Source organism: Blastomonas sp. CCH1-A6 (assembly GCF_001556365.1).
Classification (GTDB): Bacteria; Pseudomonadota; Alphaproteobacteria; order Sphingomonadales; family Sphingomonadaceae; genus Blastomonas; species Blastomonas ursincola.
The window spans coordinates 48,585-75,133 of the sequence record NZ_LSIS01000175.1 but is presented as its reverse complement, the minus strand read 5'-3'; the positions used below and the strand labels follow the sequence as shown (position 1 = coordinate 75,133).

The window sequence follows — 26,549 nt, the reverse complement described above, 5'->3', positions numbered from 1 at the left end:
TGTTCGTTATTCAAGGCTCTTCACCACCTGTTCGGTCACATCCTTGGACAATCCCGGCTGCGCCAGGATCCGCTCGAGGCAGTCGCGCATCTTCGCGGCGCGCGCCTCGTCGAACCGCCGCCAGCGTCCCAGCGGCGCAATGAAGCGCGCGGTGGTCTGCGGGTTCAGCGGATCGAGCTTCAGCACCAGATCGGTCAGCAGCTCGTAGCCGCGCCCGCTCGCCTCATGGAACACCGCCTGGTTCGACACGAACGGCCAGTAGAGCGCGCGCACCCGGTTGGGGTTGGTCAGCGTGAAATCCTTGTGCCGGATGAGCTCGAGCATCTGCTCGTGCACGCGTGGATGCGCCGAGCCGGTCTGCAGCGAGAACCATTTGTCGATGACCAGCGCATTGCCCTGATAGCGGTTGTAGAAGCTGTCGAGCGCGGTTTCGCGCTGGTCTGCCTGCATGCTGGCGAGCACCGCGAGCGCGCCCTGGCGATCGGTCATGTTGTCTGCGCGCGCGAACTGGTCGAAAGCAATTCCCGCAGCATCGCTGGCTTCTGCCGAGGCGATGTAACCCAGCGCCAGCGACTTGATCTTGCGCGCGCCGCGCGCCTCGCGGCTCAGCGAATAGGGTACGGAAGAGGCGCGCTCGTGCACAATCCGCCACTGGTCGAGCAGTCGCGACCCGATCGCCTTGCGCAGCGCGCGCCGCGCCGCATGGATCGCTTCGGGGCGCACGATCAGCATCTGCTCGCCCAGAAACGCCTCGGTCGGCATGCTGAGGATCTCGGCGCGCATCGAATCGTCGAGCCGCTGGTCGCTGACCAGATCCCCGAACACCGCGATGATCTCGTCGAGCGAGACCGCATGACCCTGCGCCGCACCGGGGCCGTCCATATCGGCAATGTCGGCGATCAGCCGGTCGATGACGAGCTGCTGCAGCGCCTCGTAGCGCGCGAACGGATCGTCATCGTGCCGGACCAGAAAGGGCAGGTCGCCGCTCGCGCGCGCGACATCGAGATTGACCGGCGCGGAAAAGCCGCGGTTGATCGACAGCACCGGCGCGCGCGCATAGCCGGTAAAGCTCAGCGCCTGCTCAGCCTCGGTGAGCATCACCAGCATCTCGCCGCGATGCGCCTTCATGTCACGGTCGATCAAGGCGGTGCGCAGCGGGATCGGCATCAGCGGCTTTTCCGCCTGGCCCGGCGTGGGCGCGAAATTCTGCCTGAGGTGCAGCGTCGCGGTGCCGGTGGCGGCATCATGCTCCAGCCGCGCCTGGACCTGCGGCGTGCCCGCCTGTTCGTACCAGCGGCGGAACTGCGTGAGATTGAGCGCAGCCCCCTCCTCCATCGCGCGCACGAAATCCTCGCAGGTCGCCGCCTCGCCGTCATGCCGCTGGAAATACAGGTCGCACCCTGCACGGAAACGTTCGGGCCCCGCCATGGTCGCCATCATGCGGATCACCTCCGCGCCCTTGTTATAGACGGTGGAGGTGTAGAAGTTGCTGATCTCCATATAGCTGTCGGGGCGGATCGGGTGCGCGAGCGGCCCTGCATCCTCGGGAAACTGCGCCGCGCGCAGCATCCGCACGTCCTCGATCCGCTTGACCGCTTCGGACCCCATGTCGGCGGAAAAACACTGGTCGCGATAGACGGTGAAACCCTCTTTCAGGCTCAGCTGGAACCAGTCGCGGCAGGTGACGCGGTTGCCCGACCAGTTGTGGAAATATTCGTGCGCGACCACGCCCTCGATCGCGTCATAATCGTAATCGGTGGCCGTATCCGGATCGGCGAGGATATAGCGCGAATTGAAGATGTTGAGGCCCTTGTTCTCCATCGCCCCCATGTTGAAATCGCTGACCGCGACGATGTTGAACACCGGCAGATCGTATTCGAGGCCGTAGACGCGCTCGTCCCAGGCCATCGAGGCCTTGAGCGCCTGCATCGCATGCGCGGTGCGCCCCTCGTCGCCTGCGCGCACGAAGATGGCGAGATCGACATGAGTCCCGCTCTTCGTCGTGAAGCTGTCGCGCGTCGCAACCAGATCGCCCGCGACGAGCGCGAACAGATAGCTCGGCTTGGGGTGCGGATCGCGCCAGCGGGCATAATGCCGCCCGCCGTCCAGATCGCCCGATTCGACCAGCGCGCCGTTGCTCAGCAGCACCGGAAACCGGCTTTTGTCCGCGCGCAGCAGCACCTCGTAGACCGACATGTTGTCGGGCCGGTCAACGAACGGGATGATGCGGCGAAAGCCTTCGGCCTCGCACTGGGTGCACAGCATGCCGTTCGAGGCGAACAGCCCCATCAGCTGGGTGTTGGTATCGGGCGCGATGCGGGTGCTGAGCGTGACGATCGCGCGTTCACCCTGGACGTCGAAGGCGATTCTACTGCCCTCCTGCCTCCAATTGACCGGCTGGCCATCGACGGCGAGCGTCTGCGGCAGCGCGCCGTCGCAATCGAGCCGCACCGCGCGGTCGTGATCGCCGTTGCGGACAATGCCGAGCGTCGCGTGCACCTCGGTCGCCGACAGGTCGAGATCGAATTCAAGGCTGACCGTCTCCACCCGCCAGTCGGGCGGCTGATAATCCACGCGGTAGATCACCGGGGGTTCGTGGACTGCCGGGCTGGCGGTTGCGGTCTGGATATCGGCCATGGAGCGAGTCTAGTGCGGGGGTGAGGATTGCACAATGCGGGCTTTGTGGTGAGGGAGTTAACCAAGGTCCCTCGACTTCGCTCGGGACAAACGGAGTTAGGTTATGTCAGGCTCTTGCGACAAATACCCCGATAGTATGGATCATTATGGGTTCCCGATAACCCAATCGCACTCTTTCCCGTTTGTCCCGAGCGAAGTCGAGGGACGCATGCACTACCGTGACCCCACAGTGCATCCTACCTTGCATCCCCCTCCCCCCTCGCTAGGTTCGCGGCCATGAGCCATCTCTTCATCTTCGGCATGGGCTATTCGGCCTCGCACCTCGCGGCGAGGCTGCGAGCGCAAGGTTGGCAAGTGCGCGGGACGGGGCGCGGGGGCGATATGGATTTCGCCGATTCCGCCTCGGTCCACGCTGCGCTGGCCGAGGCGACGCACGTGCTCTCGAGCGTCCCGCCCGACCGCGCGACCGGGCTCGATCCGGTGCTCACCCATTATGCCGACATCCTGCGCGCCGCCCCCGCGCAGTGGATCGGTTACCTGTCCTCGACCGGCGTCTATGGCGATGCGGGCGGGGCATGGGTGGATGAAACGTCCGTCGTCGGCACCGGGCGGCGCAATGCGCGCACCGAGGCGGACCTGGTGTGGCAAGCGCTCGATACGCGCGTCCGCGTGCTCCGGCTGCCCGGCATCTACGGCCCCGGCCGCAGCGCGCTCGACCGGGTGCGCGATGGAAGCGCCAAGCGCATCGCGATGCCGGGCCAAGTGTTCAGCCGGGTGCATGTCGAGGATATCGCGGGCGGCGTGATCGCCTCGTTCGGCGGGCCTGCGGGCGTGTACAATCTGGCCGACGACCTGCCCTGCTCGCAGAACCGGGTGATCGAGGCCGCGTGCCGGTTGCTGGGCGCGCCGCTGCCGGCGCTGCAATCGCTCGAGGAGGCGAACCTGTCGCCGATGGCGCTCGGTTTCTACGCCGAGAACCGGCGCGTCGCCAATGGCAAGGCAAAGCGGCTGCTCGGCTGGCAGCTCGCCTATCCCGATTACGAGGCGGGGCTGGCCGCGATCCTTCGCGGTGGCGGCTGAGCCTTTAGCGCTCGAACCGTTCGATCACCCAGGGTTCGGCCTTCGCGGCCTCGGCCCAGTCGACCATCCATTCGTGCCCCAGGATCGCCTCGCTATAGGCCTGGGCAAAGCCGGGCAGCGTGATGCCATAGGTCTGAAAGCGGGTGATCACCGGCGCGAACATGATGTCTGCCGCACTGAAGCTGCCGAACAGGAACGGCCCACCGCGCCCGAACCGCGCGCGCGCCTCGGCCCAGAGCGAGAGGATGCGCATCACGTCCTGATGCACTTCGGGGCTGACGTCGAAATCGTCATAGCGCTGGCGCAGGTTCATGCCGCATTCGCGGCGCAGCGGGAGGAAGCCGGCGTGCATTTCTGCCGCCATAGAGCGGGCGAGCGCCGCGGCGACGGGGTCCTTGGGCCAGAAGCGGTCGCGATGGGTGCGATCGGCCAGCCAGTCGATGATGGCGAGCGAATCCCACACCACCGCCTCGCCATCCCACAGCACCGGCACCTTGCCGGCGGAGGGCTGGAATTCGGGCGCCTGCCGCCGCTCGGGCCAGGCCTCGTCGTACAGCGGCACCACCACTTCCTCGAACGGCAGGCCCGATTGCTTGCACGCCAGCCAGCCGCGTAGCGACCAGCTCGAATAGTTCTTGTTGCCAATGTACAGCTTCATGTCTGCCCCAATCGATCGGCTGTTCCACACGCTTCGTGTCTTCGCGTCTTCGCGTGAACCCGAATAATTCACGCGAAGACGCGAAGGCGCGAAGCAAAGAAGGAGAATGCGTTCCGGCTGCGCTGGGCCGATTCACTCGCTGATGCTGTCCATCACAAAGCCGCGCAGGTCGTCAATGCCCATCCGCTTTTCGGACGAGGTGATGATCACATCGGGAAAAGCGGCTGGATGCTTGCGCGCTTCGGCGCGAGTCAGGTCGGCGATGCGCTCGAGCTCGCTTGCCTTGATCTTGTCCGCCTTGGTCAGCACGAGGCGATAGCTGACCGCCGCCTCGTCGAGCATCTTCATCACATCGAGATCGACCGGCTTGACCCCGTGGCGGCTGTCGATCAGCACCAGGGTGCGCTTGAGCGCCGCGCGGCCGCGCAGATAGTCGTTGATCAGGAAGCGCCACTTCTTGACGACATCCTTGGGGGCCTTGGCAAAGCCATAGCCGGGCATGTCGACCACGCGAAAGCGCGGCGGGTCGCCGATATCGAAGAAGTTCAATTCCTGCGTGCGCCCCGGCGTCACCGAGGTGCGCGCGATCGCCCGCCTGCCCACCAGGGCATTGAGCAGCGAGGACTTGCCGACATTCGACCGGCCCGCAAAGGCGATTTCAGGCACGGTCGGTGGCGGCAGGAATTCGAGCGAGGGCGCGGACTTGAGGAAGGTCACCGAGCCGGAAAACAGCCGGTTCGCTTCCTGCAGCAGCGGGTGGATGATGGGCTGGGCTTCGTCGGTCACGCCTTGCCCTTGCCGTCGGCCTTGGCCGCCTTCTCTGCCGCTTCCTTGGCCGCCAGTTCCTTCAGTTGCGGATGACGGCTGTACAGCCATTTCTGCTGCGCGATGGTGAGCACGTTCGACATCGCCCAGTAGAGCTGCAGGCCCGCGGCAAACGGCGCCATCACGAACATCAGCACCCAGGGCATGATCGAGAAGACCTGCTGCTGGACCGGGTCCATCGGCGCGGGATTGAGCTTGAACTGCAGCCACATGGTGACGCCCAGGATGATCGGCAGCACGCCGATCGCGATCATGCTGGGCGGATCGAACGGCAGCAGGCCGAACAGGTTGACCGGGGTCAGCGGGTCGGGTGCGGACAGGTCCTTGATCCACAAAGCGAAGGGCTGGTGGCGCATCTCGATCGCGAGCAGCAGCACCTTGTACAGCGCGAAGAAGACCGGGATCTGCAGGAACATGGGCAGACATCCGGCGAGCGGGTTGACCTTTTCCTTGCGGTAAAGCTCCATCATTTCCGTCTGAAGCTTCTGCTTGTCGTCCTTGTAGCGCTCCTGCAGCGCCTTCATCTTGGGCTGCACCGCGCGCATCGCCGCCATCGAGGCGAACTGCTTCTGCGCGATCGGGAACATCAGCCCGCGGATGATGATCGTCAGCAGGATGATCGCGACGCCGAAATTGCCGACCTGCTCGAACAGCCAGTTGAGCAGCTTGAAGATCGGCTTCTCGAACCAGATGAACCAGCCCCAGTCGACCGCGCGGTCGAGCAGCTTGATCCCCTTGGCATCGACATAATCGTCGAGCAGCTCGGTTTCCTTGGCCCCGGCAAACAGCATCGATTTCGTCTGGATCTGCTTGCCCGGCGCGACGACCGTGGTGTCGAACAGCAGCTCGGACTGGTAGAGCTTGCCGCCCAACGCGCGGAAATTGCCCGCCATCTTGCCCTTGGTATCAGGTGCGGGGATCAGCGCCGAGAGCCAGTAATGGTCGGTAAAGCCGAGCCAGTCGATATTGCCGTTATATTCGACCAGCTTTTTCGGGTTTTCGTCGAGATCGTCATAATGCACGTCGAAATCGGCGACATCGTCGAACACGCCGAGCGGGCCGTTACGCACCGTCCAGGTGCTGGGATCGGCATTGGCGCTGGTGCGGTTGATCAGCCCGAGCGGGCGCACGATCGCGGGCGTCGTGCCCGAATTGACGAAGCGCTGGGTGACGGTGATGAGGTAGTTGGCATCGATGGCGTAGGCGATCTCGAAGCGCTGGCCCGCAGGATTCGTCCAGCTCAGCGTCACCGGCGTCTTCTGCGTCAGCTTGGTGCCATTGGCGGTCCATACGGTCTGGCTGGTGGGGACGGTGACTCCCTCGCCGATCCAGCCGAACTGCGCGAAATACTGGTCCTCGGTCCCCGCCGGCGAGAACAGGTGGACCCGGTCCGAATTCTTGTCGAGCTTCTCGCGATAGTCCTTGAGCACGATGTCGTCGAGCCGCGCACCGGTGAGGTTGATCGATCCGGCAACGCGCGGGGCGTCGATGGGAATGCGCGCGCTGCCAGCGATCACCGCCTTGCGCTCGCGGATCACCTTGGGCGCGGTGCCGGTATCGGGCACGGCATTGCTGTTCTTGAGGCCGGGACGCGGCGCTTCGACCGCATCCTCGATCGTCGCCGGGCGCGCCGGATAGAAGACTTCCAGCGCATAGGGCCATCCGAACAGAACCAGAGCCATCAAGCCGATGGCCAGGATAACGTTACGCTGATTCTCCACGCTTCAAACCTTCTTCCGGCAATTCATAAGGGGGCGCATATCTGTCAGGGCACTGGATCATGGCCGTGCCCGCCCCATGGGTGACAGCGCAATAGCCGCTTCATCGCCAGCCAGCCACCCTTAATCGCACCGTATTTCGTCAGCGCCTCGATGGCATATTGCGAGCAACTCGGGCTGTAACGGCAGCTGGGCGGCAGCACCCGCGAGGGGCCGAACTGCCAGGCGCGGGCGATGATGATCAGGATCTGGCGCATTTATGCTCCATGTCCCCTGCCCTCACCCGAAACATGCCGGACATGCCAGCGGCGTTAGACGGACATGCAAGGGCAGACGACCGGCGATGCATCAGCGCCTGCGCGGCTTGGCACGCGGCGGACGGCGGTCGGAGCTCGCCTTGCCTTCGCGCACCCGGGCGAGCGCGCGCTCGAGATCGGCCTTCATCGCGACGAAATCGCGGGTCAGCGCCTCGGTCCGCCCGATCAGCACATGGTCTGCACCCGCAATCCCGTGGTCGGGCAGCAGCGCGCGCGCGAGTTCGCGAAAGCGCCTTTTTATGCGATTGCGCACCACGGCATTGCCGGTCTTCTTGGTGACGGTATAGCCGATCCGCACCTGCTCGCGCTGGTCCGCGCGCGGCTTGACCAGCAGCACGAAGCCCGGGGTACCGACGCGCAAGCCCCCATTGGCGGCCAGGAAATCGGACCGCTGCCGCATGACAACGGGCGCCCCGGAAGGCTCCGGAGCGCCCGTGCTGTCAGTTTCGGTGCTGTCGTGCGCGCCCGCAACCACGGGCGGCGGCCCGATCAGGCGCTCAGGCGCTTGCGGCCACGGGCACGGCGTGCACGCAGCACGGCGCGGCCACCCGGGGTCGCCATGCGCGAACGGAAACCATGGCGACGCGCGCGCACGAGATTGCTGGGCTGAAATGTGCGCTTCATGCGGCACTCCTGAAAAACGGTGTTGAATGATTCGCTGCGGAAACCGGCCGGGCCGTCCCCGCGAAAGCTGGGCGCATAAGGGGCGGGCTGTGGAAAGTCAAGCGCGCGCGGCGCATTCAGGCGCTTCGGGTTTCCGCCTGCACGCGATCCCTTGCCAGCCATTGCCGCATCGATGCGGGCGGCGGCGAAGGGTTCATCGTCCGCTCGTCCAGTGCGGCGAGCGCTCTTGCCCGGTCCGCCTCGGTGAAGCTGCCCGTGGTCAGGCAGAATTCGACCATATTGCCATTGGGGTCGCGGGTATAGATCGACCGGCACCAGTTATGATCGATCTCGAGCACGTCGAGTCCGGCCGCATTCCACTGGTCGCGCCGCGCGTCGAGCTCTTCGGCGCTGTGCACTGCAAAGGCGAAATGGTTGGTCCCCGGCGGCATGTGCGCGGCCTTGTTGAGGTTGAACTCGTGCGCCTCTGCCCCGGGCACCTCGTTCAGTTCCCAAAAGGCGATGAAGCTGCTGTCGTCGCCGTCCATCCGGTAGAAGAAATGCTTGCCCCAGCCGCCGCCCATCATCGGCGCGATCTCGACCTTGACCAGCTCGAACCCGGTGATCCGTTCGTAGAAATCGTGGATCGCGGTCATGTCGCGCGCCGCCATGGCGAGGTGGTGATAGCTCATGTCAGTCCCGTTTCCGCCGGTCGACCATGCCCATGACATCGGCTGTCGCGCCTTCGGGCGCGGGCACCTCGGTCACGGGATCATCGACATCGTCATATTCCAGCCGCAGCGCGCGGCTCATCACGGCATGCATCATATAGGTCGCGGTGACATAGGTCAGTTCGAGAATCTCCTCGTCGGAAAGCTCGGCCTTCAACGCGGCGAACACGCCGTCGGGCACGCGGCCATGCTGCAGCACCAGCGCATCGGCATAGGCGAGTACGGCGCGCTGCACGGGCGTGAAGCAATCGGCGACCTGCCAGTGCGCGATCGCCTGGACCTGCTCCTCGCTCAGCCCGGCAAAGCGCGCCGCCTTCATGTGCTGAGAATAGACGAAGCGCGATCCCACCGCATAGCCCGCGCGCGTCTGGCCGAGTTCGCGCAACACCGGATCGAGCTTGCGCCGGTCGGAACGGTAGAAGCCGAAGCCCTCGGTCGTGTGGCGGAACGCATCGGGGACCAGCGCGAACACGGTCCACCAGTTGCCCGGCGTGCCCGTGGCGGTGCCGGGCTGCGCGACCGGATCGCGGTCCCCGAACAGCGCGGTATAGAGCTTGCGGGCATAGTCGTCCGCAGAATCGCGCGGGACCTGGCGCAGACGCGGCATCAGCGGCTCCTCTGCAGGCGGGCAGAGCGAGCCGCGCCGGTCACTTCATCGCCTCGCAGGCTTCGAGCACCTTCATCGGGTTGCCGAGCGGGCTGATATCGCGCAGCGCCAGCGAGAATTGCCGGATCATCCCGGCTTCATCGGCAATGCCAGCGGCCTTGGCGCGCTCCTCGGTCAGCTTCGCCGCGAGCCTGTCCGCCAGCGCGCCGACGCGCTTGCCGAACGGGCTTTCGCCCGAATCCTCGAGCTCGCTTTCGGCCATGCCGGCGAGATAACTGGTCAGCGCAAAGCACTGCATCTCGCGCGTGAACGGATCGGCGGGCAGGGTGACGACGCGCTTCGAGCTGATCAGTGGATAGCGGCTGGCGCATTGCGGCAGCAGGGTCTGCGCATCGGCGGCGAGCGTATCGAGATTGGGCGGGGGCAGGCTGGCCGTCGCCTCGAGCTTTTCCGCAAAGGTTTCGGGTGCTGCTTCCGTCTGCTGACGGGTCAGGTCGAACAGGAACCAGCTCGCCTCGGCCAGGGCCTCGGTCTTGCCGCCGCCGGTCACCACCGCCGCGTAGAAACAGGTGAGACCGGCCTCTTGCGGATCGGTGGCCAGCCTCGCCTGACGGGCGGGCGCCTGCGCGCCCGCCATCGGGGCCGCGCCAAGGGCCATCGCGGCGCTGGCGAGCGCAGCGACGGCCTTGGACACGAACCGGATCATGCCGCGAGCTTGCGCAGCACGTAGTGGAGGATGCCGCCGTTCATGAAATACTCGATCTCATTGGCGGTATCGATGCGGCACAGCGCCTCGAAGCTGAAGCTCGAGCCATCGGCGCGCGTCACTTCCACCGTCACCTGCTGGCGCGGCTTCAGATCGGCAATGCCCTTGATGGTGAAGCTGTCATCACCGGTCAGGCCCAGGCTCTCGCGCGTATCGCCATTCTGGAACTGCAGCGGCAGCACGCCCATGCCGACCAGGTTGGAACGGTGGATGCGCTCGAAGCTTTCGACGATCACCGCCTTGACGCCGAGCAGGTTGGTGCCCTTGGCCGCCCAGTCGCGCGACGATCCGGTGCCATATTCCTTGCCCGCGATCACGACCAGCGGCGTCCCATCGGCCTTGTGGCGCATCGCGGCGTCGTAGATCGGCATCACTTCCTGGCCATAGCGGCTCATGCCGCCTTCGATCCCCGGCACCATCTCGTTCTTGATGCGGATATTGGCGAAGGTGCCGCGCATCATCACCTCGTGATGGCCGCGGCGCGCGCCATAGCTGTTGAAATCGGCCTTGGCGACCTGGTGCTCCATCAGCCACTTGCCCGCCGGGCTGTCCGCCTTGATGCTGCCTGCGGGCGAGATGTGGTCGGTGGTGATCGAATCGCCCAGGATCGCGAGAGGCTTGGCCTCGATGATGTCGCCCACCGGCGCAGGCGTCATGCTCATGCCCTCGAAATACGGCGGGTTGGCGACATAGGTCGAACCAGCGCGCCAGCTGTACGTTTCCGATCCTTCCACATTGATCGCCTGCCAGTGCTCGTCGCCCTTGTAGACATTGGCATAGCGCGCCTGGAACATCGAGCGGTCCATGCACGATGCCATGGTGTCGGCGACTTCGAGATTGGTCGGCCAGATGTCCTTGAGGAACACGTCCTGGCCGTTCTTGCCGGTGCCGATCGGGGTGGTGGTGAAATCCTCGATCACCGTGCCCTTGAGCGCGTAAGCCACGACCAGCGGCGGCGAAGCGAGGAAGTTGGCGCGCACGTCGGGCGACACGCGGCCTTCGAAATTGCGGTTGCCCGAGATGACGGCAGCGGCGACCAGGCCGTTGTCGTTGATCGCCTTGCTGATCGGTTCGGCCAGCGGGCCCGAATTGCCGATACAGGTGGTGCAGCCATAGCCGACCAGGTTGAAGCCGACATTGTCGAGGTGCTGCTGCAGTCCGGCCTTGACCAGATAGTCGGTGACCACCTGCGATCCCGGCGCGAGCGAGGTCTTGACCCAGGGCTTGGGCTTGAGGCCCAGCTCATCGGCCTTCTTGGCGACGAGGCCCGCCGCGACGAGCACGCCGGGGTTCGAGGTGTTGGTGCAGCTGGTGATCGCGGCGATCATCACGTCGCCATCGCCGATGTCGAAATCCTTGCCCTCGACCGGAACACGCTCGTTGGCCTTCTTGTAGGTCTCGGCCATGTCCTTGGCGAAGACATCGTCGACTTCGGTCAGGTCGACGCGGTCCTGCGGGCGCTTGGGACCGGCGAGCGAGGGGACGACGGTCGACATGTCGAGCTCGAGCGTGCTGGTGAATACCGGGTCGACCGCGTTCGGATCGATCCAGAAGCCCTGCTCCTTGGCATAGGCCTCGACCAGCGCGAGCAGTTCCTCGTCGCGGCCAGTGAGGCGCATGTAATCGATGGTCTTGTCGTCGATGCCGAAAAAGCCGCAGGTCGCGCCATATTCGGGCGCCATGTTGGCGAGCGTCGCGCGGTCGGCCAGGCTCAGCGAGGCGAGGCCCGGGCCGTAATATTCGACGAAGCGGCCGACCACGCCATGCTTGCGCAGCATGTTGGTGCAGGTGAGCACCAGGTCGGTCGCGGTGACGCCTTCACGCAGCTGACCGGTCAACTTGAAGCCGACGACTTCGGGGATCAGCATCGAGACCGGCTGGCCGAGCATCGCGGCTTCGGCCTCGATCCCGCCGACGCCCCAGCCGAGCACCCCCAGGCCGTTGATCATCGTGGTGTGGCTGTCAGTGCCGACACAGGTATCGGGATAGGCGACGACCGCGCCGCTCTCATCGGTGCTGGTCCACACGGCCTGCGCGATATTCTCCAGGTTCACCTGGTGGCAGATGCCAGTGCCCGGAGGGACCGCCTTGAAATTGTCGAGGCTCTTCGATCCCCATTTCAGGAAGTCATAGCGCTCGCCATTGCGGTAATATTCGATCTCGACATTCTGCTCGAACGCCTTGGGATGGCCGAATTCGTCGACCATCACCGAGTGGTCGATGACGAGGTGGACGGGGACCAGCGGGTTGATCTTGCTGGTATCGCCGCCAAGCTTGGCGATGGCATCGCGCATGGCCGCCAGATCGACGACGCAGGGCACGCCGGTGAAATCCTGCAGCAGCACGCGCGCGGGGCGATACTGGATCTCCGCGTCGGACGAGGGGTTCTTCTGCCAGTCGACGATCGCCTGGGCGTCAGCGGTGGAGACGGTGAAACCGCCATCCTCGAAGCGCAGCATGTTCTCGAGCAGCACCTTCATGCTGAACGGCAGGCGCGAGATGTCGCCCAGCTTTTCCGCCGCCTTGGCCAGCGAATAATAGGCGATGGTGCGTCCGCCCACTTCCATCGTCGCCCGGGTGCCGAGCGTGTCCTGTCCAACAGCGGTCATGAGGTGTCCCTTCCAGTTATGTATGTCCCAAGGCACCGGAGCGGTGCCCCGCCTATGGCGGTTCGTCACCGACGGGCCGGATGGGGACGCGCGCGACCATTTTTTGTGCGCGGAACCGGCGGGCCGATGCATCAACCGATAAGTCGGCCAAGCCCTTAGCGCAAGGTTCTGCGGGGGGGAAGGGGGTTGGGCGTATTGAAAAACCCAGCTTGTTGGGTTATCGCTACGGTCCATAGTCGTCGTCCACCGAGAAGCCGGGATGCGGTTCGTGATCTATGTCGATGATCACGATCCGCCGCATGTCCATGTGATCGGTCAGGGTGGCGAGATGAAGGTCTTCCTGTTCGGCCCTGAAGGGCGGCCGGTGATCGACTATAGCATCGCCATGAAGACCAACGACCGCAGGCGCGCGATGGACATTATCGAACGCCACAGCGCCGACTTTCATCAGCGCTGGCAGGAGATACACGGGAGTGAATGACGTGACCGCCGATACCCACTGGTCCGATGCGCAGGCCCCTGCCGCGAGGCAGCGCGGCAAGGCGAAACTGATCGCCGAACCGCGCGCGGTCGCGGCGCGCTACGACGCCGAAACGGACCGCATCATCGTCGATCTCACCAGCGGCGCGACCTTCGCCTTCCCGCCCGCACTGGTCGAATTCCTGCAGGATGCCACCCCCGAGCAGCTCGCCGAGGTCGAGGTACAGGGCGCTGGCTTCGGTCTGCACTGGGAGACGCTGGACGTGGACTATACCGTGCCCGGCCTGATGAACGGCGTGTTCGGCACCGCACGTTGGATGGCAGCACGGGCGGGGCAGGCGAGGTCGAGGGCGAAGGCGGAGGCTTCGCGCGAGAATGGGAAGAAGGGGGGCAGGCCAAGGAAGGTGGGGTGATGGGTTAAGTTTCGTGTCTCCGGAATTGTCGTGTCCCCGGAATTGTCGAGCGCTAAAGCAAAACCATCAGTTGGTTTTCGCATCCGGCCTCGATGGAGATGGGTTAGGGTTAGTCATCGCCGGGAAATCGCTTTGAAATGTCCCCAGTTGGATAATAGCGCGCTGCCACCACTCAATTTTCACAATACCCTCTGTAATTCCCCAGTGCGTCCTAGTCCTATTTTCGCAATCATAGCAAAGTGCTCTCAACTCATTGACGCACTCACCTTCAATTTCTGCGCGCCGATCGTTCCACCGACGCAAATCTTCTTCGGTAGGCATTGGTGTCGCCCTAATGTCATTGGCGAGCTTGTCCCATGATCGCATCCATTCTGTATGACGAGCGCCTAGCGGTCCAATGCCCACAACTACCTGCACAATCGCTAGAGCAGAAATTGTCAGGCCAGCCGCCTGAGCAAGAAATACTGGTCCACCTTGCATCAGGCTCACAAAGACAGCCGTGCCAGCAAGCATTGTTATGATGTTCGACACGGTATCAAATGCACCCAAAAATGAAGCGCGACGACGATGGTATCGAGCTGAGTAATCGGCTCGATAAGATAGAAAAAATCGTTCGTCTAGGATTGCATCTAGTGTCATTTATCTTTTGGTCGCGTAGGCGGTTTCAGGCTTGAGGTCACCTTTTGGTTAGAGACTGGACGCTTTCCAATTCTAAAACTGTCTCTTAATTCAGTCTTTTGGCTCTGGGCGCTCCCTTTATCGCCCGATTTGTCGCCACCTCCTCTTTTGTCAGAACCATCAGCCATGTGCAGTCTCCTCATTGATCAACATGTCAGAATTCCAAAGCTCTTCGCTAGGGTCTTCCTCCATCACGATTCTCCATCTTGCAAAGCCTATACCTGCTGTTGGAGGGTAAGAGCGGATAATCCCATCATCAAGCTGTAGGCATTGCATCGACGCCATCATCGTACGCTCCGATCGCAAACGAACGTAGGTCCCGTTATTGTCAGCATAGGCAACAGCATTCCCAAAACGTGTAGCTGCGCAAAGATCGACTTCCGCCTTCACGCCATCCACCATAACTGCCCTGCCAGACAGTTGATCTGCTCGAAGCGGTTGAAGCGCATATGGACTAGCACTCGTCCCTGAAAGGGGGACAATCACAGTCGACTCCCCTAGCTCTCCATCATACTTTGCTGACACGCAAAGCAGCCCGTCTCCCAACTCTGGGTAATAAAGCAAGCTCCCGTTCGGAATTTCCTGTATATGCTTGATGATCAGAGATTTGGTTTGCAATTATGACCTCCGGCAAAACACTATTGTGCCGAACCTGCACTGCCCAGACAATGCTCGTCAAGCGAACATTCGGTTAGCGGAATAAATCGACCGCATCGTTTGATGCGTTGATTTACATGGTGAAAGACCTGATTGGAATTCTCGGGACACAGTGCTTAATCCGGCAATTCTAGCTATCCCTACCTGCGTTCAACCAGTCCCCCCTACCGTGAGCCCGCCGACCAGCAGCGTCGGCTGGCCCACGCCGGCGGGCACGCCCTGGCCCGCCTTGCCGCAGACGCCGACGCCCTCGTCCAAGGCAAAATCGTTGCCGATGCCGGTGACCTTGGTGAGCACCGTCGGGCCGTCGCCGATCAGCGTTGCGCCCTTGATCGGGGCGCCCAGCTTGCCGTTTTCGACGCGATAGGCCTCGGTGCAGGTGAAGACGAACTTGCCCGAGACGATATCGACCTGGCCGCCGCCGAAGCTCTTGGCGTAGATGCCGTTCTTCACGCGGCTCAGCAGTTCTGCCGGGTCATCATTGCCTGCGCGCATGAAGGTGTTGGTCATGCGCGGCATCGGGGCGTGGGCATAGGACTGGCGGCGGCCGTTGCCGGTGGGCGCGACGCCCATCAGCCGCGCGTTCAACCGGTCCTGCATATAGCCGCGCAAAATGCCGTTTTCGATCAGCACGTTTTCCTGCGTTGGCGTGCCTTCGTCATCGATGCTGAGCGAGCCGCGCCGGTTCTGGATCGAGCCATCGTCGACCACGGTGACGCCATCGGCGGCGACGCGCTGGCCGATGCGGCCTGAGAACGCGCTGGTGCCCTTGCGGTTGAAGTCGCCTTCCAGGCCATGGCCGATCGCCTCGTGCAGGATGATGCCAGGCCAGCCGGGGCCGAGCAGCACGGTCATCTCGCCCGCGGGCGCGGCGACGCTTTCCAGGTTGGTCAGTGCCTGAGCGAGCGCCTCGTCGATCGCGCGGTTCCAGACCGCGTCCTCGAACATCGAATCGTAGAGATAGCGGCCGCCCATGCCGAAACTGCCGACCTCGCGCCGGTCGCCCTTCTGCGCGACGATCGACACGTTGAGCCGCACCAGCGGGCGGACATCGGTGGCGACGAAACCGTCGGCGCGCACCACCTCGATTACCGACCAGCTGCCGACCAGGCTCGCGGTGACCTGCGCCACGCGCGGATCGCGCGCGCGCGCGGCGGCGTCGATCTTCTCGAGCAGCGCGATCTTGGCCTCGAACGGGATCGATTCGAGCGGATTGCCATCGGTGTACAAATGCCGGTTGTTCCTGCGCGGCGGCGGCGCGGCCTCGCCCTTGGCCGGGTCGAGCAGCTTCAGCGTCTCGGCGGCGCGGCGGATCCCTGCGGCGCTGACATCATTGGCATGCGCAAAGCCGGTCATCTCGCCCGAGACGCCGCGCAGGCCGAAGCCCGAATCGGTCGAATAATCGGCGGTCTTCAGCCGGCCATCGTCGAAGACGAAGCTCTCGCTTGCCGAATATTGCAGGTAGAGCTCGCCATCGTCGCAGGCTTTCAGCGCATCGCGGGTGATTGCCTGCGCGGTATCGGGGTCGAGCGCATCAGCGCGGTAGAGGAACGAGCGGGGATCTGTCTGGGTCATCGCAGACATATGCGCGCTCGGGGGGCGTTAGGGAAGGGGTGGGCGCGCAAACCCGTCATTCCCGCGCGCGCGGCGGGTGACGAGGAACGGGCGGCGGCATGACGCGGCTTCACGTGGAACAACCCGCTCAACCCAAACGAAAAAGGGCGACCTGCGCATGGCAGGCCGCCCTTTTCTTCATCCCCGTGCCCGAAGGCGCGGGAGCAGAAGATTACTTGAGCTCGACGGTGCCGCCGGCTGCTTCGATCTTCGCCTTGATGTCTTCGGCTTCAGCCTTGCTGACGCCTTCCTTGATCGCCTTGGGAGCGCTTTCGACCAGGGTCTTGGCTTCGGTCAGGCCCAGGTTGGTGATCGCGCGGACTTCCTTGATGACCTGGATCTTCTTGCCGCCGTCGCCGGTCAGGATGACGTCGAATTCGGTCTGCTCTTCAGCAGCCGGAGCAGCGCCGCCAGCGGCGGGAGCGGCAACAGCCACAGCAGCAGCGGCCGAAACGCCCCATGCTTCTTCCAGGGCCTTCGAGAGTTCAGCGGCTTCCAGAACGGTCAGCTTCGAGAGTTCTTCGACCAGGTTTGCGATATCTGCCATTTTAAGTCTCCAATTCTAAACATGTTGCTTGCCGCAGCCGGTCCGGGCGTGCGGCGGAGGTACAAAAACTTATGCGTCTTCCTTGGCCGCATAGGCGCCGAACACGCGGGCGAGCTGCCCGGCGGGAGCCTGAATGACCTGAACCACCTTGGTGGCCGGGGCATTGACGAGACCAATGATCTTGGCGCGCAGTTCGTCGAGCGAGGGCATCGAGGCAAGCGCCTTCACACCTTCGGCATCGAGGACCACATCGCCCATCGCGCCGCCAACGATCTCGAGCTTCTCGTTATCCTTGGCGAAATTGACCGCGACCTTGGCCGCTGCCACCGGGTCGCCCGAAGTCGCAAGCGCGACGGGGCCGGTGAACAGGTCGGCGATCGAGGCATAAGGCGTGCCCTGAGCGGCAAGCTTGGCCAGCCGGTTCTTGGTCACTTTGTAGCTGGCGCCTTCCGCACGCATCTTCGTGCGAAGCTCGGTCGACTTGGCAACGGTCAGACCCAGATTACGGGTCACCACCACCACACCGGCTTCACCGAAGGTTGCGTTCAGCGAGGCAACAGCGGCTTCTTTTTCAGCACGATCCATGCCGTTCTCCTTCCACATGAGCGCATCGGCTTATGGACGATCGAAGACCATCCACCGGTGCGCCCGGTTGCTTGTGCAGCGCGAAAAGGGCCGTTGCCGGTCCTGGCCGCTCTGCTCCGTCTGTCCGTGGGGGTGTTTGCCGAGCCGAAGCCCCGGATGCGACGATGCGCGCGGGACAAAAATGGCAGCGTCTGTGGTGCGTCGGGCGCACGACAGTGAAAAACATGTCCCCGTCTAGGCTGGGAATTAAGCGGGGCAGATCCCCCGCACCAACTGTCTCGGACGGTGATCGGACACGCCTCGCGGCACGTCCGGTCGCGCAGGCCATTAGCAGTGTGGGGCCCAGAGTCAAGCGCCATCGGGTTTTCGGTCCGGCGCAAACCGCCATCCATGTGGCGCAGATCACTTGTCTATCATTTTAGTTGAGTTATTTTGATGCCATGGTTCGCCGCTCCCCGGACGGACCGACTCGAAACGGAAGGTGCCCCATGACTGCATTCGCTCCGCATACCGACCCCACGATCCTGCTCGTCCCCGGACTCGACAATAGCGGCCCCGCGCATTGGCAGAGCCTGTGGGAGCGCCAGTGGCTGAACTGCCACCGCGTCGACATGGGCAACTGGCACACCCCCAACCGCAACGCCTGGGTCAACCGGCTGAATCTCGCGATCCGTCAGACCGAAGGGCCGATCGTGCTGGTCGCGCATTCGCTGGGCTGCCATGCGGTCGCATGGTGGGCGGCGCTCGAGCGGCCGCACGCGGGCGGCAAGGTGGCAGGCGCGCTGCTCGTCGCCCCTCCGGAAGTCGACAATGCGCCGGCCGATCCGCGTCTCAACAGCTTCGCCCCCTCGGCGCGCGGGGTGCTCCCCTTCCCCAGCCTGTTGGTGAGCAGCCGCGACGACCCGTATATCAGCCCCGACCGCGCCTATCGCCTCGCCAGCTTCTGGGGCGCGGACCATATCGATGCAGGCCGCGCTGGGCATATCAACGCCGATTCGGACCTGGGCGACTGGCCGTTCGGACAGAGGCTGCTGGCGCGATTGCTCGACGTCGCGGAACTGTCGGGCGAGGCAGGACATTATCCCCCTGCCCCGCTCCGCCGACTGGCGGCCGACTGGCGGCCCGACCTGACCGAGTGAGGGTCAGGCGCGTTTCACGCTGACCTGCTGCTCGACCAGCTCGACGGTGCCGAAGGCGGTGAGAAACGCCACGTCGAGCGCGTCGCGACCGACGCCGATCTTCACCATGTCGGCGGCGGTCGCCATGCCAGTGGGGTCGACCAGATGCCAGGCGCCGCCCGCGCCGTCCGGATTGGCGAGAAAGACCTCGGCCACCGCATGGAAATCCTGCGGGGTGACATCGGGCGCATAGACGCTGGCGAAGCGCGCGGGAATCGAGCAGGCGCGCGCGAGCACGATCATGACGTGCGCATAGTCGCGGCACACCCCGTGGCGCGTGACGAAGCTGTCGAGCGCGGTGGTCGTGGCGTCCGAGCTGCCCGATTGATAGGTGAAATGCTCGGCGATCCAGCTCTGCATCGCCGCGATCCGCGCGCCGCCCGAAAGCTCGCCGAACTCGGTATCGACGAAGCTGTGGAACTTGGTCGCCGGGCAATAATGCGAATCGAACAGATATTGCACCGTCTCGCCGGGCAGCTGGTGCAGCGGCATCTGCGGCAGCGTGGCGACATCGGCGAGATCGCGCAGCACCGTCATCCGCGCGCGATAATCGATGCTGAGCCGTCCGCTGGTGCGCAGCCAGATGCGGTCGCCGATCCCGTCGAGCGCGGCCACCCGGACGAAATGGTCGCAATGCGATGCCTGGATATGCGCCGATTCGATCCGCTGTTCGGGGATGGCCGCCGCCTCTACCTGGAGCAGGATGTCGGTGGGAACCTCCATGTCATAGGTCAGCGTGACGTGCAGATCGAGGGTCATGGGGTGCGGCTCCGGCCAGAGAGGGAAGGCGATGGGGGTTGGCTGTCGAAGCCAGACACCAAAAAGGGGCCGAAGGTTCCCCTCCGGCCCCTGAAAGGCTTAGCAGCAGATTGTGACGATCAGCCTGCGTGCACTTCCGACACGTCGACCTTCAGGCCGGGGCCCATCGACGAGCTGACCGAGATCTTGCGCAGATACTTGCCCTTGGAGCCCGAGGGCTTAGCCTTGACGATCGCATCGACGAACGCGTCGAAATTGGCGCGCAGCGCTTCGTCCGAGAAGCTCGCCTTGCCGATGCCCGAATGGATGATACCGGCCTTTTCGACGCGGAATTCCACCTGGCCGCCCTTGGCCGCCTTGACGGCTTCGGCGACGTTCGGGGTCACGGTGCCCAGCTTCGGGTTCGGCATCAGGCCCTTGGGACCCAGCAGCTTGCCGAGACGGCCGACCACACCCATCATGTCGGGGGTGGCGATGATGCGATCATAGTCGATCTTGCCGTTCTGGATTTCTTCCATCAGGTCTTCGGCACCCGCACGCTCGGCACCGGCGGCCAGAGCCGCTTCGGCCTTGTCGCCGCGCGCGAACACGGCGACGCGCACGTCCTTGCCGGTGCCCGAGGGCAGCGACACGACGCCGCGGACCATCTGGTCGGCATGACGCGGGTCGACGCCGAGGTTCAGCGCGACTTCGATGGTCTCGTCGAACTTGGCGCTCGCCAGTTCCTTGATGGTCTTGATGGCTTCATCGACACCGTACAGCTTTTCAGCGTCGAGCTTGGCGGCGAGAGCCTTTGCCTTCTTGGTCACCTTTGCCATGATCTCAGCCCTCCACCACTTCAAGGCCCATCGACGTTGCCGAGCCTTCGATAATCTTCGTTGCCGCTTCAATGTCGTTGGCATTGAGATCAGCCATCTTCACCTGCGCGATTTCCGCGAGCTGCGAACGCTTGATGGTGCCCGCGCTTTCCTTGCCCGGAAGCTTGGAACCGCTCTTGAGGTTCGCTGCCTTCTTGATCAGGTAGCTTGCCGGCGGCGTCTTGGTCACGAAGGTGAAGCTGCGGTCGCCGTACACGGTGATGACGGTCGGCAGCGGGGTGCCCTTTTCCATGTCCTGCGTGGCAGCGTTGAACTGCTTGCAGAATTCCATGATGTTGACGCCGCGCTGACCCAGAGCAGGGCCGATCGGCGGCGAGGGGTTGGCGGCACCAGCGGCCACCTGCAGCTTGATATAGCCTTCAATCTTCTTTGCCATGATGGCACTCCTTCATTCTGTCAGGCGAAAGGCAGGTGCCCGTCGCCCTCAAATTAAGCGGTCAAGCGACTGGTTTAAGGCCAGTCTCCCGCACGATGTATCCTCTCTCCTTCAGGGGAGAGGATACGGAGCGTTACCGGCTTGCCGGTTACGCGGAGTTGGAGAGGGGATGCGTCAAGATCGAACGCCGGAGACCCTCTCCCACTGCGACTAGGCAGCAAGCTGCCAAGTCTCGTCGCCCTCTCCCCTAAAGGGGTGAGGACAAAATTCCTTGTGGGTCGCATCGCGAACCGGAAAACCGGTTCCCACTTTTCCTGCGATGCTCCCTTACTTCGCCAGTTCCACATGCTCGAAATCGAGATCGACCGGCGTGGCGCGGCCGAAGATCGAGACCGAGACCTTGACGCGGGCCTTGTCGAAATCGAGTTCCTCGACAATGCCGTTGAAGCTGGCGAACGGACCTTCGAGCACCTTGACCGAATCGCCGATTTCGTAATCGACATCGATACGGGCGCGCGGCGCGTTGGCGGCTTCTTCCTTGGTGTTCAGGATGCGCGCAGCCTCGGCATCGCTGATCGCCTGGGGCTTGCCATTGGGGCCGAGAAAACCGGTGACCTTGGGCGTGTTCTTGACGACGTGATAGACATCGTCGGTCATCTTGAGCTTGGCCAGCACATAGCCGGGGAAGAACTTGCGCTCGGTCTGCACCTTCTTGCCGCGGCGCACCTCGGTCACGGTTTCGGTCGGAACCTCGACCTGCTCGACCAGCGCCGACAGGCCCATGCGCTCGGCATCGGCGAGAATCGCGTCGCGGACCTTGTTCTCGAAGCCCGAATAAGCGTGAATGATGTACCAGCGCGACATTCAGTTCTCTTTCAAAAGACGTTTTGGCGCTCTTACGCGAGCGTGAGCAGCCACTTGACGATGGCACCGAAGATCGAATCGACGGTCAGGAAGAAGATCGCCAGGATGGTCATCAGGATGAACACCATGATCGAGGTGGTCACCGTTTCCTGGCGGCTCGGCCAGACGACCTTCGAGGCTTCAGTGCGCACCTGTCGCACGAACTCGCCGGGGCTGGTCTTCTTTCCTTCGCTGGCCATGGCCTTCACTTTCCTTGTTCCGATGGGCGGGCATATTCGCATTGGCAGACACATCGCCGCCAGCCTTGCCCGGCTGAAACGCGATATATGCACCCTGTCGGAGAAAGACAGCCCCATAGCCGCGCAAATCCGCAGAAGCAAGGGGATTCAATGGAAGGGGATGCCCCGCTTGGGGGAGACACTGATCGCCGCTGGCAGGAGTGGAGGGACTCGAACCCCCGGCATTCGGTTTTGGAGACCGACGCTCTACCAGCTGAGCTACACTCCTTCGCGGGCAGGCGACGCCCTTAGCGGGTGCAACCGCGCTGTGCAAGCGCTGCTGCACCGATCGGGCGGCCTGAAATGAAAATCGGGGCGATCGCTGGCCCGATGGAGACGCCCGAAGGCCCAATCCAAGGGGGGCGATCACCCCGTTTTTCATTCCGGCATCGCACGGAGTCCGAAGACCCCGGCGACGAGACGCATCAGCGCTTCGAGAACTGGAAGCTCTTGCGCGCCTTGGCCTTGCCGTACTTCTTGCGCTCGACGGTGCGGCTGTCGCGGGTCAGGAAGCCTGCCTGCTTAACCGTGCTGCGCAGAGCGGGTTCGTACTTGGTCAGCGCCTGGCTGATGCCGTGCTTGACCGCGCCGGCCTGGCCCGAGAGACCGCCGCCCTTGACGGTGCAGATCACGTCATACTGATCCTTGCGGTCGGTGATGTCGAACACCTGGTTGATCACCAGACGCAGAGTCGGGCGTGCGAAATACACGGCCTGGTCGCGCTTGTTGACGATGATCTTGCCAGTGCCGGGCTTCAGCCACACGCGGGCCACGGCGTCCTTGCGGCGACCGGTGGCATAGGCGCGGCCCTGCTTGTCGAGCTCCTGCTCGCGCAGCGGGGCGTTCGAAACCTTGGCGACGGGCGCGTCGGTGGTTTCGATGTCGGCAGCGATGTCCTTGATGTCGGACAGGGATTGCACGGTATCAGACATTATGCACCCACCTTGTTCTTGCGGTTGAGCGAGGCCACGTCGAGCACTTCGGGCTGCTGGCCGGCATGCGGATGTTCGGTTCCGGTGAAGAGGTGCAGGTTGCGCATCTGCTGGCGACCCAGCGGACCACGGGGAACCATGCGCTCCACCGCCTTTTCAAGCACGCGCTCGGGGAAGCGGCCGTCCAGCACCTTGGCGGCGGTCACTTCCTTGATGCCACCGATATAACCGGTGTGCTTGTAATAGACCTTGTCGCTGCGCTTGTTGCCGGTCAGCTGCACCTTGCCTGCGTTGATGACGATGACATGGTCACCGCAATCGACATGCGGGGTGTAGCTCGGCTTGTGCTTGCCGCGCAGGATGTTGGCGATGATCACCGCGACGCGGCCGACCACCAGTCCATCGGCATCGATAATATGCCATTTCTTTTCCACCTCAGCCGGCTTGATCGACTTGGTGGTCTTGAGCAAAGCCTTCATGGCCTTCAACCTTCCAAAACGTCCTCCGCTGCGGTTCCGGATCGGGTGGATCGGGAAGTGCGATCGGCTGACAGATTTCCGTGACACGACAGGCCGCTGGTCAGCAGGCCTGAACGAAGCGCGGCTAATGACGATCAGGTCCCGATTCGTCAAGCATTTTGGGGCTTTTGGCGTAGGGTATCATGATACCATCGGGTTTCCGGCCCTAGAGGAGGCTGGGAAAAGCCTCGATTCGCACCATCCGCAGGAACTGTCGCCCGGCGCGGCTCAGTCGATCGCCAGAGTCTGGCCGAGCACCCAGGCGCGAAAGCTGGGCGGGCAATATTCCACCGGCAGCACCAGCACTGCCGGCTCGTCATAGCTGTGCAGATGCACAATTCGGGCGACCAGCGCCTTGGACTGGGGCAGGGCGGTCTTGAACAGCACCGGCACCTCGGCCTGTTCGGTCAGCTCACCGTTCCAGTGATAGATCGACTGGACCGTCCCCAGCACATTGGCGCAGGCGGCGAGCTGTTCGCGCACCACGGTGCGTGCGATCGTCTGTGCCTCTTCCTTGTCGGCAAAGGGGCAATAGACCAGCCGGATCTCGCTGGTGTCGGTAAGCGAATCGCCGATCATGCCGGGTGCGTCGCACCCTGACGGCCCAGGCTGTGCGCACCCCAGGCGACGGTGCCGACCAGAATCGCGCCCACGGCCTGGTGCAGCACGGCGAGGTGCAGATCGACGCTGCTCATCACCGTGGCGATGCCGAGCAGCACCTGCACGCCGAACGCGCTGTGGATCGCGACCGAGGCAGGCCGGTCGGCCTTGCGCACCGCACGCGCCATCACGACCAGTGCGGCGACCGCGACAAAGGCCCACCAGCGATGCAGGAAATGCAGCAGGAACGGGTCGTGCGTCAGCGTGTGCACCACGCCATGCGACCAGTCGATATCTTGCGGAACGAAGCTGCCATTCATCAGCGGCCAGCTCTTGGCGGCATAGCCCGCGTTGAGCCCCGCGACCCAGGCGCCGAGCAGCAGCTGCACGAAGAGGATGAGGATCGTCGCCAGCGCCAGCCCGGTCATGCGCGCCGGCCGCGCTGCGGGATCGCGCGCGAGCACCTGCAGGTCGCGCGCGGTCCAGATCAGCCCTGCCATGATGAACAGCGCGTTGAGCAGGTGCACCGCGAGCCGGAAATGGCTGACATCGGTACGCTCGGTCAGGCCCGACGCGACCATCCACCATCCGATCGCACCCTGCAGCCCGCCCAGCGCGAACAGCGCGAACAGCCGCCAGCCATAGCCCTGCGGAATCGCGCGGCGGATGGCGAACCAGGCGAAGGGCAGGGCGAAGGCGACTCCGACGAGCCGCCCGAGCAGCCGGTGGACATATTCCCAGAAATAGATGGTCTTGAACTCGGCCAGCGACATGCCGGCATTGACCTCGATATATTCGGGGATGCGCTTGTATTTCTCGAACTCCGCCACCCAGGCGGCTTCGGACAGCGGCGGCAGGGTACCGGTGACCACATTCCATTCGGTGATCGACAGGCCCGATTCGGTCAACCGTGTAATCCCGCCCACGACCACCATGCAGAAGACCAGCAGCGCGACGCCGTAGAGCCAGATGGCGATGGCATTGGGCGTGCTGCGGTCGGGCGACAGCGGCGTGGCGATCCGGGGGTGCGACAGGCTGGTCATGATGCACGCATTTCGGACGGCGATGCCCTGCTTGCAAGGGGTTTTTCGGCACCGCTCATCGCGTCCTGGCGAGATTGTTGCTAAAGCCCGATTGCGCAATGATATCATATCACCTATGTGCGAGGCATGTTGTCTCGTATCACCCGGTCCGGCCAGCTCGATTCGGCCGCGATTGCGCTGTCTGCGCTATGCATGGTGCATTGCGCGGCGGGCCTGTGGCTGGTGGCGGGATTCGCCTCGATGGGCGGCATCTTCCTTTCTCCCTGGGTGCATGAGATCGGCTTCGTGCTTGCGGCGATCATGGCCGCACTCGCGCTGGGCCATGGCGTCCGATTGCACGGTGCCTGGACACCGCTCGCCATCGGCTCGATGGGCATTGCCGCGATGCTCGCCGCGATGACCGTGCCGCATGGCGGTTCCTGGGAATATGCGCTGACGCTGACCGGCGTCGCGCTGCTCAGCATCGCGCATCTGCTGAACTATCGCGCCGCGCGCCAGCACTGAACGCAATCCCGATTGCCAATATTGGGGCTTGCCCTTGCCCCTCGATCCGCGCCAAGAGTCGCGCCCTATGACCAGCACCTCCACCGAAACCGCCCAGATCAGCATTCATATCAATGGCGAGCCGCGCCGCGTTGCCGCGGGCCAGAGCATTGCTGCGCTCGTCGGCTCGCTCGGGCTCGACGCCGCCAAGGTGGCGGTCGAGCGCAATCTGGAGATCGTGCCGCGTTCGACGCTCGGCGATGTCACCGTGCACGATGGCGACCGGCTGGAGATCGTGCATTTCGTCGGCGGCGGCGATCATGCTCCGGCGGATGACAGCTGGACCGTCGCGGGTCACACGTTTCGCTCGCGGCTGATCGTCGGCACCGGCAAGTACAAGGATTTCGCGCAGAACGCCGCAGCGGTCGCCGCTTCGGGGGCAGAGATCGTCACCGTCGCGGTGCGCCGGGTCAACGTGTCGGACCCCAATGCGCCGATGCTCACCGACTTTATCGACCCGAAGAAGATCACCTATCTTCCCAACACCGCCGGCTGTTTCACCGGCGAGGAGGCAATCCGCACGCTGCGCCTGGCGCGCGAGGCAGGCGGCTGGGACCTGGTCAAGCTCGAGGTGCTGGGCGAGGCGAAGACGCTCTATCCCGACATGCACGAAACGCTGCGCGCGACCGAGATTCTCGCCAGGGAAGGTTTCAAGCCGATGGTCTATTGCGTCGACGATCCCATCGGCGCGAAACGCCTGGAAGACGCCGGTGCCGTGGCGATCATGCCGCTGGGCGCGCCGATCGGATCGGGGCTGGGCATCCAGAACCGCGTCACCATCCGGCTGATCGTCGAGAACGCCAAGGTGCCGGTGCTGGTCGATGCCGGGGTCGGCACGGCTTCTGATGCGGCGATCGCAATGGAGCTGGGCTGTGACGGCGTGCTGATGAACACTGCGATCGCCGAGGCGAAGGACCCGATCCGCATGGCGCGCGCGATGAAGCTGGCAGTCGAGGCCGGCCGCGAGGCCTATCTCGCCGGTCGCATGGGCACGCGCAAATATGCCGATCCCTCCAGCCCGCTCGCGGGACTGATCTGACAGGGTTCCACGTGGA

32 protein-coding genes and 1 tRNA gene are annotated in these 26,549 nt (G+C 63.9%); 6 read left to right on the top strand and 27 right to left on the bottom strand.

Annotated elements, in window-relative coordinates:
* Positions 1 to 6: 6 nt before the first annotated feature.
* On the bottom strand, positions 7 to 2,637 hold the full coding sequence (gene pepN, locus AX735_RS07460) for an aminopeptidase N (protein ID WP_066277969.1): 2,631 nt from the start codon (positions 2,635 to 2,637) through the stop codon (positions 7 to 9).
* A gap of 276 nt (positions 2,638 to 2,913) precedes the next feature.
* Here pepN and AX735_RS07455 point away from each other — a divergent pair, with 276 nt between their 5' ends.
* The gene (locus AX735_RS07455; protein WP_066277962.1) at positions 2,914 to 3,717 is read left to right on the top strand and encodes an NAD(P)-dependent oxidoreductase; all 804 of its coding nucleotides are present in this window, start codon (positions 2,914 to 2,916) and stop codon (positions 3,715 to 3,717) included.
* A 4-nt stretch (positions 3,718 to 3,721) separates the two neighbouring features.
* On the opposite strand, the gene AX735_RS07450 is transcribed toward AX735_RS07455, so the two are convergent.
* From AX735_RS07450 to acnA, 10 genes are all read right to left on the bottom strand, one after another.
* Positions 3,722 to 4,375, bottom strand: coding sequence for a glutathione S-transferase family protein (locus AX735_RS07450; protein WP_066277956.1), 654 nt, complete (start codon positions 4,373 to 4,375; stop codon positions 3,722 to 3,724).
* A 132-nt stretch (positions 4,376 to 4,507) separates the two neighbouring features.
* Positions 4,508 to 5,161, bottom strand: coding sequence for a ribosome biogenesis GTP-binding protein YihA/YsxC (gene yihA, locus AX735_RS07445; protein WP_082730767.1), 654 nt, complete (start codon positions 5,159 to 5,161; stop codon positions 4,508 to 4,510).
* Positions 5,158 to 6,921, bottom strand: coding sequence for a membrane protein insertase YidC (gene yidC, locus AX735_RS07440; protein WP_066277954.1), 1,764 nt, complete (start codon positions 6,919 to 6,921; stop codon positions 5,158 to 5,160). The genes yihA and yidC overlap by 4 nt, the downstream gene beginning before the upstream one ends.
* Before the next feature lie 44 nt (positions 6,922 to 6,965).
* Complete coding sequence (gene yidD, locus AX735_RS07435) at positions 6,966 to 7,175, bottom strand: membrane protein insertion efficiency factor YidD (protein WP_066277952.1); 210 nt, start codon at positions 7,173 to 7,175, stop codon at positions 6,966 to 6,968.
* Between the two features lie 91 nt (positions 7,176 to 7,266).
* Complete coding sequence (gene rnpA, locus AX735_RS07430) at positions 7,267 to 7,635, bottom strand: ribonuclease P protein component (RefSeq protein WP_066277946.1); 369 nt, start codon at positions 7,633 to 7,635, stop codon at positions 7,267 to 7,269.
* Between the two features lie 89 nt (positions 7,636 to 7,724).
* Positions 7,725 to 7,859, bottom strand: coding sequence for a 50S ribosomal protein L34 (gene rpmH, locus AX735_RS07425; RefSeq protein WP_060977424.1), 135 nt, complete (start codon positions 7,857 to 7,859; stop codon positions 7,725 to 7,727).
* 116 nt (positions 7,860 to 7,975) lie between these two features.
* Complete coding sequence (locus AX735_RS07420) at positions 7,976 to 8,530, bottom strand: VOC family protein (RefSeq protein WP_066277939.1); 555 nt, start codon at positions 8,528 to 8,530, stop codon at positions 7,976 to 7,978.
* 1 nt (position 8,531) lies between these two features.
* The gene (locus AX735_RS07415) at positions 8,532 to 9,176 is read right to left on the bottom strand and encodes a carboxymuconolactone decarboxylase family protein (RefSeq protein WP_066277932.1); all 645 of its coding nucleotides are present in this window, start codon (positions 9,174 to 9,176) and stop codon (positions 8,532 to 8,534) included.
* A gap of 40 nt (positions 9,177 to 9,216) precedes the next feature.
* Positions 9,217 to 9,882: a hypothetical protein gene (locus AX735_RS07410; RefSeq protein WP_066277929.1), complete on the bottom strand. Its 666-nt coding sequence runs from the start codon at positions 9,880 to 9,882 to the stop codon at positions 9,217 to 9,219.
* Entirely contained in the window at positions 9,879 to 12,551 is a 2,673-nt protein-coding gene (gene acnA / locus AX735_RS07405; RefSeq protein WP_066277927.1) for an aconitate hydratase AcnA, read from the bottom strand. Before acnA ends, AX735_RS07410 begins: the two co-directional genes overlap by 4 nt.
* Before the next feature lie 259 nt (positions 12,552 to 12,810).
* Between acnA and AX735_RS07400 the strand changes: the two genes are divergently transcribed.
* Both AX735_RS07400 and AX735_RS07395 read left to right on the top strand, forming a co-directional pair.
* Complete coding sequence (locus tag AX735_RS07400; protein WP_066277924.1) at positions 12,811 to 13,032, top strand: DUF4160 domain-containing protein; 222 nt, start codon at positions 12,811 to 12,813, stop codon at positions 13,030 to 13,032.
* Between the two features lies 1 nt (position 13,033).
* Complete coding sequence (locus tag AX735_RS07395) at positions 13,034 to 13,444, top strand: DUF2442 domain-containing protein (RefSeq protein ID WP_066277921.1); 411 nt, start codon at positions 13,034 to 13,036, stop codon at positions 13,442 to 13,444.
* Between the two features lie 66 nt (positions 13,445 to 13,510).
* Here the strand turns inward: AX735_RS07395 and AX735_RS24945 are convergent, their stop codons facing one another.
* From AX735_RS24945 to rplJ, 6 genes are all read right to left on the bottom strand, one after another.
* Entirely contained in the window at positions 13,511 to 14,083 is a 573-nt protein-coding gene (locus AX735_RS24945) for a hypothetical protein (RefSeq protein ID WP_137775649.1), read from the bottom strand.
* Positions 14,080 to 14,250, bottom strand: coding sequence for a hypothetical protein (locus AX735_RS24940; protein WP_156447443.1), 171 nt, complete (start codon positions 14,248 to 14,250; stop codon positions 14,080 to 14,082). The genes AX735_RS24945 and AX735_RS24940 overlap by 4 nt, the downstream gene beginning before the upstream one ends.
* The gene (locus tag AX735_RS24935; protein ID WP_137775648.1) at positions 14,243 to 14,740 is read right to left on the bottom strand and encodes a hypothetical protein; all 498 of its coding nucleotides are present in this window, start codon (positions 14,738 to 14,740) and stop codon (positions 14,243 to 14,245) included. Before AX735_RS24935 ends, AX735_RS24940 begins: the two co-directional genes overlap by 8 nt.
* Positions 14,741 to 14,929: 189 nt before the next feature.
* Positions 14,930 to 16,354, bottom strand: coding sequence for a metalloprotease TldD (tldD, locus tag AX735_RS07390; RefSeq protein ID WP_066278042.1), 1,425 nt, complete (start codon positions 16,352 to 16,354; stop codon positions 14,930 to 14,932).
* A gap of 211 nt (positions 16,355 to 16,565) precedes the next feature.
* Positions 16,566 to 16,940 (bottom strand): 50S ribosomal protein L7/L12, encoded by a 375-nt coding sequence (gene rplL, locus AX735_RS07385; protein ID WP_060977432.1) that lies wholly within the window; start codon positions 16,938 to 16,940, stop codon positions 16,566 to 16,568.
* Between the two features lie 69 nt (positions 16,941 to 17,009).
* Complete coding sequence (rplJ, locus tag AX735_RS07380) at positions 17,010 to 17,525, bottom strand: 50S ribosomal protein L10 (RefSeq protein WP_066278037.1); 516 nt, start codon at positions 17,523 to 17,525, stop codon at positions 17,010 to 17,012.
* A 488-nt stretch (positions 17,526 to 18,013) separates the two neighbouring features.
* On the opposite strand from rplJ, the gene AX735_RS07375 reads away from it, so the two are divergent.
* Positions 18,014 to 18,664, top strand: a complete 651-nt coding sequence (locus AX735_RS07375; RefSeq protein WP_066277917.1) for an RBBP9/YdeN family alpha/beta hydrolase — start codon at positions 18,014 to 18,016, stop codon at positions 18,662 to 18,664.
* A gap of 3 nt (positions 18,665 to 18,667) precedes the next feature.
* Here the strand turns inward: AX735_RS07375 and AX735_RS07370 are convergent, their stop codons facing one another.
* The 10 genes from AX735_RS07370 to AX735_RS07325 form a co-directional block, all read right to left on the bottom strand.
* Entirely contained in the window at positions 18,668 to 19,462 is a 795-nt protein-coding gene (locus tag AX735_RS07370; protein WP_066277914.1) for a transglutaminase-like domain-containing protein, read from the bottom strand.
* A gap of 119 nt (positions 19,463 to 19,581) precedes the next feature.
* Entirely contained in the window at positions 19,582 to 20,280 is a 699-nt protein-coding gene (rplA, locus tag AX735_RS07365; RefSeq protein WP_060977434.1) for a 50S ribosomal protein L1, read from the bottom strand.
* 4 nt (positions 20,281 to 20,284) lie between these two features.
* Positions 20,285 to 20,716, bottom strand: coding sequence for a 50S ribosomal protein L11 (gene rplK, locus AX735_RS07360; RefSeq protein ID WP_060977435.1), 432 nt, complete (start codon positions 20,714 to 20,716; stop codon positions 20,285 to 20,287).
* A 327-nt stretch (positions 20,717 to 21,043) separates the two neighbouring features.
* A complete protein-coding gene (gene nusG / locus AX735_RS07355) occupies positions 21,044 to 21,580 on the bottom strand; it encodes a transcription termination/antitermination protein NusG (RefSeq protein WP_023839461.1) in 537 nt (178 codons plus the stop codon).
* A 32-nt stretch (positions 21,581 to 21,612) separates the two neighbouring features.
* Positions 21,613 to 21,819, bottom strand: coding sequence for a preprotein translocase subunit SecE (gene secE, locus AX735_RS07350; RefSeq protein ID WP_060977436.1), 207 nt, complete (start codon positions 21,817 to 21,819; stop codon positions 21,613 to 21,615).
* A 192-nt stretch (positions 21,820 to 22,011) separates the two neighbouring features.
* Positions 22,012 to 22,087 (bottom strand) — tRNA-Trp (locus tag AX735_RS07345).
* A 196-nt stretch (positions 22,088 to 22,283) separates the two neighbouring features.
* Complete coding sequence (gene rpsI, locus AX735_RS07340) at positions 22,284 to 22,790, bottom strand: 30S ribosomal protein S9 (RefSeq protein ID WP_066043943.1); 507 nt, start codon at positions 22,788 to 22,790, stop codon at positions 22,284 to 22,286.
* Positions 22,790 to 23,269 (bottom strand): 50S ribosomal protein L13, encoded by a 480-nt coding sequence (rplM, locus tag AX735_RS07335; RefSeq protein WP_060977437.1) that lies wholly within the window; start codon positions 23,267 to 23,269, stop codon positions 22,790 to 22,792. The genes rpsI and rplM overlap by 1 nt, the downstream gene beginning before the upstream one ends.
* Positions 23,270 to 23,536: 267 nt before the next feature.
* Positions 23,537 to 23,887, bottom strand: a complete 351-nt coding sequence (gene cutA, locus AX735_RS07330; protein WP_060977438.1) for a divalent-cation tolerance protein CutA — start codon at positions 23,885 to 23,887, stop codon at positions 23,537 to 23,539.
* The gene (locus AX735_RS07325) at positions 23,884 to 24,951 is read right to left on the bottom strand and encodes a COX15/CtaA family protein (RefSeq protein WP_060977439.1); all 1,068 of its coding nucleotides are present in this window, start codon (positions 24,949 to 24,951) and stop codon (positions 23,884 to 23,886) included. Before AX735_RS07325 ends, cutA begins: the two co-directional genes overlap by 4 nt.
* A gap of 126 nt (positions 24,952 to 25,077) precedes the next feature.
* On the opposite strand from AX735_RS07325, the gene AX735_RS07320 reads away from it, so the two are divergent.
* Entirely contained in the window at positions 25,078 to 25,455 is a 378-nt protein-coding gene (locus AX735_RS07320; RefSeq protein WP_060977440.1) for a MerC domain-containing protein, read from the top strand.
* A 67-nt stretch (positions 25,456 to 25,522) separates the two neighbouring features.
* The gene (thiS, locus tag AX735_RS07315; protein WP_081097130.1) at positions 25,523 to 26,533 is read left to right on the top strand and encodes a sulfur carrier protein ThiS; all 1,011 of its coding nucleotides are present in this window, start codon (positions 25,523 to 25,525) and stop codon (positions 26,531 to 26,533) included.
* The last annotated feature ends 16 nt before the right edge of the window (positions 26,534 to 26,549 follow it).

Coding starts and splice junctions, on each gene's coding strand:
- pepN (WP_066277969.1), bottom strand. CDS start 2,637: ATGGCCGATATCCAGACCGCAACCGCCAGCCCGGCAGTCCACGAACCC.
- AX735_RS07455 (WP_066277962.1), top strand. CDS start 2,914: ATGAGCCATCTCTTCATCTTCGGCATGGGCTATTCGGCCTCGCACCTC.
- AX735_RS07450 (WP_066277956.1), bottom strand. CDS start 4,375: ATGAAGCTGTACATTGGCAACAAGAACTATTCGAGCTGGTCGCTACGC.
- yidD (WP_066277952.1), bottom strand. CDS start 7,175: ATGCGCCAGATCCTGATCATCATCGCCCGCGCCTGGCAGTTCGGCCCC.
- rnpA (WP_066277946.1), bottom strand. CDS start 7,635: ATGCGGCAGCGGTCCGATTTCCTGGCCGCCAATGGGGGCTTGCGCGTC.
- rpmH (WP_060977424.1), bottom strand. CDS start 7,859: ATGAAGCGCACATTTCAGCCCAGCAATCTCGTGCGCGCGCGTCGCCAT.
- AX735_RS07420 (WP_066277939.1), bottom strand. CDS start 8,530: ATGAGCTATCACCACCTCGCCATGGCGGCGCGCGACATGACCGCGATC.
- AX735_RS07415 (WP_066277932.1), bottom strand. CDS start 9,176: ATGCCGCGTCTGCGCCAGGTCCCGCGCGATTCTGCGGACGACTATGCC.
- AX735_RS07410 (WP_066277929.1), bottom strand. CDS start 9,882: ATGATCCGGTTCGTGTCCAAGGCCGTCGCTGCGCTCGCCAGCGCCGCG.
- acnA (WP_066277927.1), bottom strand. CDS start 12,551: ATGACCGCTGTTGGACAGGACACGCTCGGCACCCGGGCGACGATGGAA.
- AX735_RS07400 (WP_066277924.1), top strand. CDS start 12,811: ATGCGGTTCGTGATCTATGTCGATGATCACGATCCGCCGCATGTCCAT.
- AX735_RS24945 (WP_137775649.1), bottom strand. CDS start 14,083: ATGACACTAGATGCAATCCTAGACGAACGATTTTTTCTATCTTATCGA.
- AX735_RS24940 (WP_156447443.1), bottom strand. CDS start 14,250: ATGGCTGATGGTTCTGACAAAAGAGGAGGTGGCGACAAATCGGGCGAT.
- tldD (WP_066278042.1), bottom strand. CDS start 16,354: ATGACCCAGACAGATCCCCGCTCGTTCCTCTACCGCGCTGATGCGCTC.
- rplL (WP_060977432.1), bottom strand. CDS start 16,940: ATGGCAGATATCGCAAACCTGGTCGAAGAACTCTCGAAGCTGACCGTT.
- rplJ (WP_066278037.1), bottom strand. CDS start 17,525: ATGGATCGTGCTGAAAAAGAAGCCGCTGTTGCCTCGCTGAACGCAACC.
- AX735_RS07375 (WP_066277917.1), top strand. CDS start 18,014: ATGACTGCATTCGCTCCGCATACCGACCCCACGATCCTGCTCGTCCCC.
- AX735_RS07370 (WP_066277914.1), bottom strand. CDS start 19,462: ATGACCCTCGATCTGCACGTCACGCTGACCTATGACATGGAGGTTCCC.
- rplA (WP_060977434.1), bottom strand. CDS start 20,280: ATGGCAAAGGTGACCAAGAAGGCAAAGGCTCTCGCCGCCAAGCTCGAC.
- rplK (WP_060977435.1), bottom strand. CDS start 20,716: ATGGCAAAGAAGATTGAAGGCTATATCAAGCTGCAGGTGGCCGCTGGT.
- nusG (WP_023839461.1), bottom strand. CDS start 21,580: ATGTCGCGCTGGTACATCATTCACGCTTATTCGGGCTTCGAGAACAAG.
- secE (WP_060977436.1), bottom strand. CDS start 21,819: ATGGCCAGCGAAGGAAAGAAGACCAGCCCCGGCGAGTTCGTGCGACAG.
- rpsI (WP_066043943.1), bottom strand. CDS start 22,790: ATGTCTGATACCGTGCAATCCCTGTCCGACATCAAGGACATCGCTGCC.
- rplM (WP_060977437.1), bottom strand. CDS start 23,269: ATGAAGGCTTTGCTCAAGACCACCAAGTCGATCAAGCCGGCTGAGGTG.
- cutA (WP_060977438.1), bottom strand. CDS start 23,887: ATGATCGGCGATTCGCTTACCGACACCAGCGAGATCCGGCTGGTCTAT.
- AX735_RS07325 (WP_060977439.1), bottom strand. CDS start 24,951: ATGACCAGCCTGTCGCACCCCCGGATCGCCACGCCGCTGTCGCCCGAC.
- AX735_RS07320 (WP_060977440.1), top strand. CDS start 25,078: ATGTTGTCTCGTATCACCCGGTCCGGCCAGCTCGATTCGGCCGCGATT.
- thiS (WP_081097130.1), top strand. CDS start 25,523: ATGACCAGCACCTCCACCGAAACCGCCCAGATCAGCATTCATATCAAT.